Source organism: Mesorhizobium sp. WSM4844, from assembly GCF_055811775.1.
This window is the reverse complement of the sequence record NZ_JBVVQB010000009.1, coordinates 133,920-145,792: the sequence shown is the minus strand read 5'-3', so window position 1 is coordinate 145,792 and position 11,873 is coordinate 133,920. Positions and strand designations below refer to the sequence as shown.

The window sequence follows — 11,873 nt, the reverse complement described above, 5'->3', positions numbered from 1 at the left end:
CGTCGGAGGGAGGAGGAAGGAAAACGGAGGAAGGATAAGCCCGCTCGCAGATCGGGCGGGCCGCTGACGCTGGCGCTCAACCGCGCCGCTCGCGATCCCGGCCGATCGCTCTGCGCAGGGCTCGAGAGCCCCGCTTGATCTGCCCGGCAGGGATGCTCGGCCGCAGTTGCACCGGCCCGTCCGCTCCGCGGGCCGGGGGATGTCTTCGGGAAGAAGACGAGGAAGGACCCGCGAACGGCGGTGTCCGCAACCCTTGAAGGAGCATCTCCATGGAACTGAAGTTTGTCGATCCGCGTGCGCTGAAGGATAACCCTGACAAGGCGCGACGCTCGAAGTCCAGCCCGCAGGCCGACGCGCTGCTGCTGGCTACCATTCGCGCCGTCGGCATCGTGCAGCCACCTGTCGTGGCGCCGGAAGCGGATGGCGGCAACGGCTATGTCATTGATGCCGGACATCGTCGTGTGAGGCAGGCGATTGCCGCGGGTTTGGATGAGATCGCCGTGCTGGTGATCGAGCGCGCCGAGGATGGTGGTGCAATGCGGTCGCTGGCCGAGACGCTGGCGCATGAGCAGCTCAATCCCGTCGACCAATGGCGCGCGATTGAGCGGCTGGTCGCGCTCGGCTGGACCGAGGAAGCGATCGCCCTCGCTTTAGCGCTTCCCGTCCGCCAGATCAGGAAGCTGCGCCTGCTCGCTAATGTTCTGCCGGCCATGTTGGACCAGATGGCCAAGGGCGACATGCCCAACGAGCAGCAGTTGCGCACCATCGCGTCGGCTTCGCTTGATGAGCAGAAGGAGGTCTGGAAGAAGCACAAGCCGTCCAAGGCCGATCCCCAGGTGTCGTGGTGGAGCGTGGCGCAGGGCCTGACGAAGCGCCGCATGTACGCGCGCGACGCCAGCTTCTGTGACGATCTCGCTCACGCCTATGGCATTGCCTGGGTCGAGGACCTGTTTGCGCCGGCTGACGAGGACAGCCGCTATACGACGGATGTCGAGGCCTTCCTTGGCGCACAGCAGGAGTGGATGGCAAACACTCTGCCCAAGCGCGGCGTGATCGTGGAAGCCGGTCAGTGGGGCGAGCCGAAGCTGCCGCCCAAGGCCGAGCGTGTGTACGGCAAGCCGTCGAAGTCCGATCACACCGCCATGTATCTCGACCGCGACGGCAAGGTGCAGTCGGTCGCGTACCGCATGCCGGCGGCCAAAAAGCCCAAGGGCAAGAATGGCGCTGATGTTGAGGCCGATGGCGATGATATCGTCGTTGCGGCTAAGCCGCGTCCGGACGTGACGCGCAAAGGCATAGAGATGATCGGCGACCTGCGCACCGACGCGCTGCACGCGGCGCTGTCGCGCGCACCGATCGAGGACGACACGCTGATGGCGCTGCTCGTTCTCGCCTTCGCCGGCCAGAATGTGACAGTGGCATCTGGCGCCCGCGACATCTCCTGTTACGGGGCCGCAGGCCTTGGCGAACATGCCGCGCGCCTGTTCGACCAAGAGGGCAGGCTCGCGTTCGAAATGGACACGCTGCGCATTGCCGTGCGGTCCTTGCTGATCGACGTTCTGTCCTGCAGGGAGAATCGCTCGGACAGCGGCGTTGTCGCCCGTGTCGCCGGCACCGTCATCGCCGCCGACCACTACCTGCCGAACATGGGGACGGAGGACTTCCTGTCATGCCTGTCGCGGCAGGCATTGGAAGCCGCCTGCGCGGATACATCCGTCCTGCCCCGTCAGAAGGTCAAGGACACCCGTGCGGCCCTGGTCGAGCATTTCAAGGAAGGCCGCTTCGTCCACCCGTCGGCGCTGTTTGCGCCCACTCCGGAAAAGCTGACCTCCTGGCTGAAGATGAACGAGGCCAGGCAACAGCCTGAGGACGACGGCACGCCGGACCACCAGGATGAGCTCGACGGCGACGCGGTCGTCGAGCCGCCGCACGATTATGCCGGCGATGACGCTGAGGGCTTCCGCGAGGCCGCCGAGTAGCAGCACGCGCCTTCTTCCTTCCGATCGCATTACCGCCGCGGGTGACCTCGCCGGCGGCGGTTTCGTTTTCACCCTAAACACCGGAGACCCATCATGTCGGCTCAATTGATCTATGACCTTGTTCCACTCGGTTCGATCGTAACTTATCGCGATGGAACACCACGCCCGCCCGAACGGCATCGCAAGAAGCTCGCCGCCTGGGAGAACCGCAACAGCGGGGGCCGGCTGATCCGCAAGCAGGCCAAAACCCGCATCGGCAACACCACGTTGCCGGCGTCCATTACCCTGCACAAGGGTGACTATGGCAGTCAGAGCACCATCGTCCTGCGCGTTCACCAAAGCTTCTCGGTGAACAGCGACCTGAAGTTTGCGGTCAAGGAGCGGCCCGCTATCGGCACGGTTCTCGTGCTCGACCGCGACGGCGAAGACGCCGAACTGGTCTATTTCGCCAGCCATCGTGCGGATGCCGAGGAATGGCTGACGCAGCACGGCTATCCGCGAGCCGTTCTGCAAGAGATCACGGCCGATGCCGTGGCCGCGGATACCGTTGAGGGGAGGGCGGCGGCATGAGCGCGGCCGCTCCCCGGATACGAGACGACGAGGCGCCTGGTTATCCGGAGGTTTGTTTTGGCCGCAGCGCCGACGGTTATCCCGTTGCGCTTGTCGGTGAAACGGCGTTCGCCATGGTTCCGGCCCGGAATGGCCGGCACTATCTTGTCACGGGCTGGCGTATCCGCCGGCCCATGGCCGAATGGACGCGCAGCGATTTCTACGGCCATGCCGGTGAGCTTGCCGACGAGGCGGCGTTTTGCGCGCATGTCGAGGAGAACGCCCTCCACCAGCAGCAGCGCGTAGCGCTCGGTCGTCGCAAAATCCATTCCCGCGCCCACACGCCATGGGGAACGTCGCAGGGAGCGACCGTCTATGCCGAGGGCGTCGTGGCTCACTCAACGGCAGGCCATGGCGGGTTCCATCTGTCGGCGGAACGAAATCGCAAAGTCCATGACATGCTCCGTGCCGATGGCGGCTGGTATGAAGAGGACTGCCATTGGGCGGCCGTCGCCCAAGCCTTCCCGCAGCTCTTCACGGACTTCGAGAAGGGTTGAGCGGAAAAGACGATCCGCGACTGGTATCCGGACGCCTGGGAGGCGATCCACGGGAGGGTGCTCGAACCCGGCCTATCTGCGAAAAAGGACGAGCGGGCATTTTTCGAGAAGCATACCGATGACTGGGTCGTGGTGTCGGCGATCCGTTGCGAGAACCAGGCCGGTTTCACCGAGGTTATCGCGACGCCAGGCGGCAAGCGTGGACCGGGCACGGAGGAACGTCGCTTTCTCGTTCCGACCGACGAATACCATGTCGGCTGCTTTGGATTCGTCATCGATGTTGCGCGCCATCGTGTCTATGGCGGGCAATCGAGCTTCATGGATTGGCAGGGGAGGGACACATAATGTCTGTCCCCGATCGCCGCGCGCAGCTCTTTCGCATGGAGGAGGCACGGCGCCAGACACAGCGCCAGCTTGCTATGATCGACCGGGCAGATCATAAGGCGGATGACGGCGATCATTCCGCAGCTCAGACCCCATTCTGCCGGCTCTGGACGCGGGAGGGGCCCGGGGCCGGCAATGTTTCTCGAACGATATCGGGCCAACCTTGCAGCGATCACACTGGAGAGGCAGCACGAGATCGACGCTCTCTCCCGCAAGCTCGCAAGGCAGGATGCTGCAATCGAGGTGCTGCGTACCAGACTGCCACCGGACCTGAGGCGCGCCTGATACTGCGGCCTGGTCAGCGCTTGAATACGAACTCCGTTCGCAACACCAGCCCCTTGATCGCGTCATGCCGGCAGTCGATTTCGTCGGGATTGTCGGTGAGGCGGATCGACTTGATCACCGTACCCTGCTTCAGGCTCTGCCCAGCGCCTTTGACTTGAGATCCTTGACGAGCGCGACGGAGTCGCCGTCAGCCAGCACCTTGCCGGCGGCATCGCGCACTTCGATGCTTCCGGCAGTAGCTGCAATAGGAGCTATCTCCGACGCTGGTCGCCATTCCCCTGTCGCGTCGTCATAGACGTAGTCGTCGTTCTGATCTGTCATTGCCGCGGGTGACTCCAGTGCGTTGTCAGCCCGACGTGTGGGCAGGCCAAAGATCTGATCCGCAGCAGCGGACCGGCGCACTTCTCCGATACCGGCAGGAGCGAAGTTCAAACGCCGTCCCTCGCGCAGCCTGGCGGGCAGGCGGATCGTGTGGCGGCGGGAATTGAACAGTGCATTTCCTCCCGTATGCCGATGTCCGAATTCATCCCTGGCCGGTCTTTCCGGCGGGTTTGCTGCGGTCTGAACCGGCGGCTGGCCCCTTCAAGGCCGCTATCGCGCCGCGGAGCGGCCGGAACCCGCCGATCTCGGCAAGGCCGGCCCGCGTCCTGCGCAGGGACCAGTGAAGGACTGGCCCCCGCTTTTCCGCAAGCCGACCTCGCTCGCCTGGCAGGTCCCGGACCCTGAAGCGTCCAGCTTCCGCCGGTTCCTTTCGACCGCACCCGCAGGGAAGACCGGCAAGGGCCGGATCACCTGAAGGGCATCGCTAGAAAGGAAAGCTCAATGTCCAGTTCAACCCACTCCACCAGGACCAAGGCCCGCGTCGTCCAGCTCCGCAAGGGCACAACACTCGAAATGGTCCGGCTCTGCTGCCCGGACGGCCATCAGGCTACGCTCATCTCCGAAAGCTTCGGCCTTCCCGTCCTCGACAGCGACGGCATCCGCGAATTCCACGAGCGCAGCCTGATCGATGGCGCCGACTCACTCTCCGAGGGACTTTCCGACAAGGCGATGCAGATTCACCTGCAGAGGATCGTCGGCTCCTATGTCGGCTCGGCCTATGGAGCAGGCCAGTTCTACTCGAAGGCCGTCACCGAGGCCAAGGACGCCACAGCCAGGCTCGCCAACGACACCCGCGACGAGGACCTCGACGGTCCTGTCGGTTTCGACAGCAAGGCCCAGCGCAAGCGCGAGTTCGCCGCCGACATGGGCCTTCAAGCTCACGCGTTGCGCATGGCGGCCGAGGGCGCCGTCGCCGCCTACGAGCACATCGTCGGCGAGAGCTGGAGGCCCTACGAGCGACAGTTCGAGAACCCCGGCCAGGGCGTCAGCCGGCAGGCAGCCGATCTGCAGATGGCGGCTCTGGGCTAACTGCCACCAGGCGGAGCTTCGGCTCCGCCCGACCTTCTTCGTACGACGGGTTTTTGCGACACACTCATGTGACGTAGCAAGTCCCAGGATTAGCGCGGCTCTTGAGCTTTGCTCCAGAGGGACAAGCCGCCAACGCAGGCCGCAATGGCGAAGCCACACACCATGTAGAGGGTTGCCTCGTAGACTCCGGGCACCATTGTCGGTAGCAGATATATGGCAAGGCCAAACCCACTGGTAAGCAGGGTCGTGAAGGCTTGCACGCGGCCGATCATTGTGGTGTCCACGACTGTCAGAAGATGCCCATTGGCTGCCGCTCGGGCCACGTTCCAGAGCATGCCGGCCACGCAACAAAGAACAACGGCGACTGCCGGACTTGTAGCCAGGGAGAACAGAATCAGGGAGGCGCCCGCCGCAATCAAAATTGTGGGCGTAAGATTTCTGAGGCGTTCGGCAATTGATGGAATGCCGACAACCGCCAATGCGACCATCCCAGCGACAGCGGCTGTCATCTCGAGCAGTCCGAACAGTCCGCTATCTCCGCTGAGTGATCGGGTCACAAAACCTGGAAGGAGCAGATTGGTGATCTGGATCACGGCAAAGGCCAGGCCGACAGTCACCGCCGCCGAGAGCCTAGGGGTATTGTCGAGCAAATAGCTCAGGGCCTGCTTCGAAGCGGGAATGAGGCTGAGCCGGTGAGAGGTTTGAACATTGCCGCCATGCGACGTGATCATCTTCAGCATGGGAAGACAGGCCAGCGCCACCAGTGCGAACAACAGGGCAGACATGGGACTGCCGAGCCTGTCGATGGCAAGTCCGGCAGCACCTGTTCCGATCGCTATGCCAGCCTGGTTAAAGAGGGAGAGCCGAAGGGCGAATCCCATGCGCTGGGCTTCTGGGACAATCGCCTGCAAAATACCACTCAGCGATCCCGCCAAAAGCGCGAACCCGAAGGCTCCCAGTACGCCGGAAACGATGAGAAGCACTGGCAACAGAGAATCTGCGACAATTCCGGTGGGAGCGAGAAGGAGCAGCCCCAAGGCCCTGATCATCTGCCCTGCCACCGTGACGGTCCGCCGATCGTGCCGATCGACCAGATGACCCGCGACCGGCGCAAGCAACAGACCCGCCACGCTGGATGAAAGCAACACCAGTCCCACAAGTCGAGAGCCGCCGCCATGGAAAGCTATCCAGGCAGGCAGAACGAATCCGACACCAACGATGAAGAAAGAAGCGCACGAAAATGCAATGAATACCGGTCGTTCAAAAGCTCTCACGCGGTATTCCAGCCCTGATCATCATTGCTGCGCCTGGCACGCGATTCGCTGCAGGCACCTTGGCCTAAAAGCAATAGATGAGAAAAAGCAGGCAGACCACCTGATGCGGCCGTGCCAACCGCGGTCGTCACGAATGTTGGTCCTGCTCCGGTCCTCGGTCCGCTAAACGGCTTCGCCGTCCTCCACTAACGTTGCGGCCCTCAAGCGACGTGTGCCATCCTTGCGATTGCTCTTCTGCGGGTTCGCGGACCTGCGGTCCTGCGCTGTCGGACCTCGTGACGGCCGCGATTGGCGCGGCCTCGAATGGAGGTCCGGAAAATGGACAGGAAGAGCAACAAATCCCGCGTCGACATCTACACGAAGATCACCGACCGCATCGTCGCGGACCTAAAAAAGGGCGTGCGTCCGTGGGTGAAGCCGTGGAGCGCGGCGAACACCACAGGGCGTATCACGCGCCCGCTGCGCCACAATGGATTGCCGTATCAGGGGATCAACACCCTGCTTCTCTGGTCGGAGGCCGTTTCGAGGGGTTTTGTTTCCCCAACCTGGATGACGTTCAAGCAGAGCGTCGAGCTGGGCGGTCATGTCCGCAAAGGCGAAACCGGCTCGATGGTTGTCTATGCCAGCCGCATCGTACGCACCGAAACCGATGCCCATGGCGAAGAGATCGAGCGCGGGATCCCGTTCCTCAAGGCCTATACGGTGTTTTGCGCCGACCAGATCGACGGCTTGCCCGCGCAGTATTACGGCAATCCCGAGCCGGTGTCCGACCCGGCAGAGCGGATCGAACATGCGGATGCCTTCTTCGCAAATACCGGGGCCGTCATCCGCCACGGTGGCGACAAGGCGTATTTCAATCCCGCTCTCGATGTTGTGCAAATGCCGCCGTTCGAGAGTTTCCGCGACGGGCCCGGCTACTATGCGATCCTCGGACACGAAATGACCCATTGGGTCGGGTCGGAAAAGCGGCTTGATCGCAACCTCTCCCGTTACCACAAGGATCGCGAGTTCCGGGCCCACGAAGAGCTCGTGGCCGACCTCGGCGGCTGCTTTTTAGCAGCTGACCTCGGCATCGTGCCAGAGCTCGAGCCGCGGCCTGATCATGCCAGCTACCTGGCAAGCTGGCTCGAAATCCTCAGGAACGAGAAGCGATTCATCTTTGCCGCGGCGGCCCATGCCCAGCGTGCTGTCAACTATCTGCATGATCTCCAACCGACTGCGACACAGATCACGGAGGCTGCGTGATGTTGCATTCTCCGATCGTTGCCGGGGGTGGCGTGGAGCCATCCCCCATCCGCCTTCGTGTGCTCAGCCTCGGGGCAGGGGTCCAGTCCACCACGCTCGCACTGATGGCCGCCCATGGGCATTTCGGCCCATTGGATTGTGCAATCTTCGCCGATACGGGCTGGGAGCCTGCCGCAGTCTACGAGCATCTGCGCTGGCTGATGTCGCCGAACGTCCTGCCGTTCCCGGTGCATATCGTGTCGGCCCGCAATCTTCGGGAGAGCCTGATTGCCGCTGGCAACGGCAAGAGATGGGCGTCGATCCCGGCTTTCACCCGCACCGTCGACCGCCGCGGTAATATCTCGATCGGCATGATACGGCGACAATGCACCACCACCAGCAAGATCGAACCGATCCGCCGCAAGGTGCGGGAACTGGCTGGTCTCACACGCAAACGTTCCCCGACATACCCCGTCGTTCACCAGTGGCTGGGAATCTCGATGGACGAGGTGGTGCGCATGAAGCCGAGCCGGGCAGCGTGGCAACTCAACCGCTTTCCCCTCATCGAGAGCCGCATGACCCGGAAGGACCGTCTCGATTGGCTGAAAAGCCATGGCTATCCGAAACCGCCGAAGAGCGCGTGCATCGGCTGCCCCTTCCACAGTGACGCCATGTGGCGATCCATGCGGAACAACGACCGGGTGGCGTGGGACGATGCCGTGGAGGTGGATCGGGCGATCCGCACCGGCCTGCGTGGCATACGCGGCGAGGTCTTCCTGCATCGCTCCGGCGTTCCCCTCGACGAAGCCGATTTGTCTACAGCGGCCGACCACGGCCAGCTCGACCTCTGGCCGAATGAATGCGAGGGCATGTGCGGTTTGTAATCGTCCCGGCTGGCACACGTCGATGGCTTCAGCGCACAGGCGCCCCGCAGCCGGCTGAAGACCCCGCCATGGCACCGGTGAGTTCGGGTAGTTGCCCAAGGGGCCGAGTCAGATCAGCCGGCCGCTGTCAACGTCCACCCCGAGATGGGTATTTCCATGACCGTGTAGCGGCCATCCATCTTGAAGGGGCAGACGCCGGACCCGGACTTTCGCCAGTCGGCCGGTCGTCCTTTGACCGGATAGGAGGCGGCGGTGGCGTCCCTTTCCGGTTGGACGGTCTGTCGTTATGCGATCGCGCGTGACGGGGAGGGACGTGTTTGATGACGCCTCACCGTGGCTGCGGTTGCGCTGAATCATGCCGATAGGGTTCGCCTGTCGTCTGGCCGGCGGTTTCATGGAAGGGCGCACCACCTGCGTCCTCGATGTGGCTGGTCTGACCGAAGGCCGTCTTCGCTTCGCTACGCCTCGTTCTCAAACCCGCAACAGCCGGTCGCGACCTTCTTCCCCTGACGGCTGCGCCGCCATTCCGCGCGGAACAAGAAAGCCTCGCCCTGGCTGCCCTCCACTGCGTTGCGTCCCCTGCGGGGTGCGGGCCGATCGCCTCCGGTCTGTCGACCGCCATCGAGGTCGCGATGGTCGCGGCCCGAGAAACTCACGGAGACGACATCATGGCTACCATCGGCACCTTCACTTCCTTGGGCAACGGTTTTGCGGGCACGATCAAGACGCTCAACCTCAACGTCAAGGCCAAGCTGGTTCGCATCGACAGCCCCTCCGACAAGGGCCCGCACTTCCGCATCTTCTCGGGCAATGTCGAGCTGGGTGCGGCGTGGCAGAAGGTCTCCAGGGAAACCGAGCGCGACTACCTCTCGGTCAAGCTGGACGACCCGAGCTTCCCCGCTCCGATCTACGCCACCCTGATCGAGGTGGATGGCGAGGAAGGCCTGCAGCTGATCTGGTCTCGCCCCAACCGGGACTGATCGCCTCGACGAGGGCTCCGCCGCAAGGCGGGGCCTTCGGCCTTCCAAGCGAACGCCGGCAGGCGGAAGGAGTACCAAGCGCCGCCTTTCGGGGGTGCTGCTCCTCGCCGTCCATAACGGAGAACCACGGCAGTTGGCATGAGGTCGGCGCAGTCCACATGGCGCCCGGGGCTGTCGGTCCCGCGTCCGCCTGCGGCGGCGCTATGCTGACGCTCCTACTGCCGCCCTGTGAAACCGGGCTCAGGGCCACGAACTTTCTCCAGCACCGAACTGACTGTACGCCCTCGTTTGCTTTGGGTTGGGAGAGAGGCGCGCGTGAGCAGCCACTCTGCAACCTCACTGTGTGAGGCTCCCACGACCGCGATTTAATTTGGTGACTTCTCAGCGGCAAGGATGCCGAGTGGCCGAGGCTGAAAACCATGCTTAAAAGCCTCAGGCCCGGCGACCAGGTGCTAGCCGTTGCGCCAGGCAGGTCGCCATCCTAGAAGATCCAATCTCCGCCATGCAGTGGATCGCCGCCTGCAAAAAGCGGCGCGCGTAGGGACAGGTTGGGTTGTAGTTAAGCTTGGGGGCATTCCGTTCAGATTTTCACCGATCGCGGACAAGAGCGGAAGAATCTCCATCATCGCCGGTAATTCCGGCAAACAGGGATGACAGTGCTTATGGCGATCGGCTGGCCGCTGAGGCATCGAGTTGGCCTTTCGGGCCTGCGATCTTTTGCGCGATGTCGCCAGCCGCTAGTCCGGATCACAGTCGCGATATCCGCGCCGGCGCTTGGCACGCTGAAGCTTCATTGATGCGGTGGCCGCACTGTCTTCGGCATCGAAGGTTTCCATCATCGACTGGCCGCTGGTCCCGATGCGGCCCCAGTTGCGAATGACGGATGCTCCGCCGAACAAGGTCGGTTGGATCGCAACCACATAAAACCGCCGCATGTTCTGCGAAGGGTCGATGCGTCGAAGATGAACGGGCCGTGCCTCTTCGTTTTCCATGGCCGCAGTCTCACTTGGCTTGGAAGCGGCGTCCAACGAGTTCTTTGAATCCAACCGGCTCGACCGATTCATTGCGGTTATGGGTGCGGCGCGGTCGCTTCAGGAAGGTCATGATCACCGCGGTGGCCAGCAAGCTCGTCGCCGCACTGTGCATGATCGAAGGCGCACGCGTCGGACCGTCACGACGTAAGCGCGCAGCAATTCGGCCCCCGAGCCTATCAGACCGCCGGAACCAGGTGGGCGGCCCCTTGCGGGGGTTAATCGTCGTCATCAAGACTGCTCTCATCGCCTGAACCTTTGGCGGCGTTGCGGGATCATGTGCGGCCGTTTGAGCGGCGACCGGACAGGGCCTAGACCTCGTGCCTCTGGTTTCGTGGCGGCATCGATCGTGCCGCTTGTGCCGGATGCATGGCGGACATTCCGATATCTCCACTATCGTTCTTCGATGCCCGGACCCTCCCTGAACGGCCTCTCTTAAGATTGGTCTGACGCCGGCCCGGCCTTTGCCTGCAACGGCTTCGCCGACCTTCTTCCCCTGCGGCTTCGCCGCATTCCTCGCGGGACAACAAGCTCGGCTTCCGCCGTCCTCCGCTCCGCTGCGGCCCAGTGGATGCAGTCGGCCGGACCGTCGTCTCACGACCGCTATCGAGGCCGCACAGGGCGGCTTCGGACAAACCAGTCAGGAGCACACGAACATGGCTACTATCGGCAACTTCCAGCTGGCCGGCGAAGAATTCAACGGCGAGATCATCACGCTTTCCCTCCAGGCCAAGAAGGTCCGGATCGTCCCCGATACGCGCGCCAGCGGCGAAAACGCACCCAGCCACCGCGTGCTCGTTGGTCGAGTCGAGTTCGGTGCCGGCTGGTCCAAAAAGTCCAACGAGGGCCGCGCCTATCTGGGCCTCAAGCTCGACGATCCGAGCTTCACCGCCCCAATCTACGCCAATCTCGTCGCCGACGAAGGCGGTCAGAGTTACAGCCTCATCTGGTCTCGGCCGAACCGTCAAAACGGCGACTGACGAACACCGAATGGCGCCCCGCAAACAGCGGGGCGTCATTCAGATCGCCCAGCTACTCAGCGCCTCAGATCGATAGCTGGACGCGCCATGGGGCGGCTTCGGGCAAACCGTAAGAAAACGAACGCCAGGCATCCCCGCGTGATTCTTGTCTGTCAGACGGCGATCTCAATAACCCGCTCGCGGATTTTTTGATACTTTACTTTGTATGCTCCGCCTTGCAATCATGCCGAGTGAGTCTGAACGGAGGAAAAATCGAGCATAAAAAAACCGGCGCGGAGGCCGGCTTTTTCCAGGGAATAGGCTACAGGAGTTGGCGCTCCTGATCTCGCCCGAAGA

Annotated in this window: 10 protein-coding genes and 3 pseudogenes; 9 read left to right on the top strand and 4 right to left on the bottom strand. The window is 63.0% G+C overall.

Annotated elements, in window-relative coordinates:
- The first annotated feature begins 269 nt into the window (after positions 1 to 269).
- From AC0L2A_RS10745 to AC0L2A_RS10730, 4 genes and pseudogenes are all read left to right on the top strand, one after another.
- Entirely contained in the window at positions 270 to 1,979 is a 1,710-nt protein-coding gene (locus AC0L2A_RS10745) for a ParB N-terminal domain-containing protein (protein WP_473608730.1), read from the top strand.
- Positions 1,980 to 2,072: 93 nt separating this feature from the next.
- The gene (locus AC0L2A_RS10740) at positions 2,073 to 2,549 is read left to right on the top strand and encodes a hypothetical protein (protein ID WP_473608728.1); all 477 of its coding nucleotides are present in this window, start codon (positions 2,073 to 2,075) and stop codon (positions 2,547 to 2,549) included.
- Positions 2,546 to 3,430, top strand: a pseudogene (locus AC0L2A_RS10735) (DUF7007 domain-containing protein). Before AC0L2A_RS10740 ends, AC0L2A_RS10735 begins: the two are co-directional and overlap by 4 nt.
- Positions 3,430 to 3,754: pseudogene (locus AC0L2A_RS10730) on the top strand (hypothetical protein). The pseudogenes AC0L2A_RS10735 and AC0L2A_RS10730 overlap by 1 nt, the downstream one beginning before the upstream one ends.
- A gap of 13 nt (positions 3,755 to 3,767) precedes the next feature.
- Here AC0L2A_RS10730 and AC0L2A_RS10725 read toward each other — a convergent pair.
- A pseudogene (locus tag AC0L2A_RS10725) lies at positions 3,768 to 4,075 on the bottom strand (alkylphosphonate utilization protein).
- Between the two features lie 501 nt (positions 4,076 to 4,576).
- Here AC0L2A_RS10725 and AC0L2A_RS10720 point away from each other — a divergent pair.
- Complete coding sequence (locus tag AC0L2A_RS10720) at positions 4,577 to 5,164, top strand: hypothetical protein (protein ID WP_473608727.1); 588 nt, start codon at positions 4,577 to 4,579, stop codon at positions 5,162 to 5,164.
- 89 nt (positions 5,165 to 5,253) lie between these two features.
- Here the strand turns inward: AC0L2A_RS10720 and AC0L2A_RS10715 are convergent, their stop codons facing one another.
- Complete coding sequence (locus AC0L2A_RS10715; protein ID WP_473608726.1) at positions 5,254 to 6,438, bottom strand: MFS transporter; 1,185 nt, start codon at positions 6,436 to 6,438, stop codon at positions 5,254 to 5,256.
- Between the two features lie 318 nt (positions 6,439 to 6,756).
- Here AC0L2A_RS10715 and AC0L2A_RS10710 point away from each other — a divergent pair, with 318 nt between their 5' ends.
- The 3 genes from AC0L2A_RS10710 to AC0L2A_RS10700 all read left to right on the top strand — a co-directional run bounded on the left by AC0L2A_RS10710 (position 6,757) and on the right by AC0L2A_RS10700 (position 9,526).
- Entirely contained in the window at positions 6,757 to 7,683 is a 927-nt protein-coding gene (locus AC0L2A_RS10710) for an ArdC family protein (protein ID WP_473608724.1), read from the top strand.
- Complete coding sequence (locus AC0L2A_RS10705) at positions 7,683 to 8,546, top strand: hypothetical protein (RefSeq protein WP_473608751.1); 864 nt, start codon at positions 7,683 to 7,685, stop codon at positions 8,544 to 8,546. Before AC0L2A_RS10710 ends, AC0L2A_RS10705 begins: the two co-directional genes overlap by 1 nt.
- A 668-nt stretch (positions 8,547 to 9,214) precedes the next feature.
- Positions 9,215 to 9,526, top strand: a complete 312-nt coding sequence (locus AC0L2A_RS10700; RefSeq protein ID WP_473608723.1) for a DUF736 domain-containing protein — start codon at positions 9,215 to 9,217, stop codon at positions 9,524 to 9,526.
- A 737-nt stretch (positions 9,527 to 10,263) separates the two neighbouring features.
- On the opposite strand, the gene AC0L2A_RS10695 is transcribed toward AC0L2A_RS10700, so the two are convergent.
- Positions 10,264 to 10,518, bottom strand: coding sequence for a WGR domain-containing protein (locus AC0L2A_RS10695; RefSeq protein WP_135909297.1), 255 nt, complete (start codon positions 10,516 to 10,518; stop codon positions 10,264 to 10,266).
- 10 nt (positions 10,519 to 10,528) lie between these two features.
- Complete coding sequence (locus AC0L2A_RS10690) at positions 10,529 to 10,792, bottom strand: hypothetical protein (protein ID WP_473608721.1); 264 nt, start codon at positions 10,790 to 10,792, stop codon at positions 10,529 to 10,531.
- 421 nt (positions 10,793 to 11,213) lie between these two features.
- Here AC0L2A_RS10690 and AC0L2A_RS10685 point away from each other — a divergent pair, with 421 nt between their 5' ends.
- Positions 11,214 to 11,537 carry a DUF736 domain-containing protein gene (locus AC0L2A_RS10685; RefSeq protein WP_292337286.1) on the top strand — a complete coding sequence of 108 codons (324 nt, stop codon included), beginning with the start codon at positions 11,214 to 11,216 and terminating at the stop codon, positions 11,535 to 11,537.
- Positions 11,538 to 11,873: the final 336 nt, after the last annotated feature.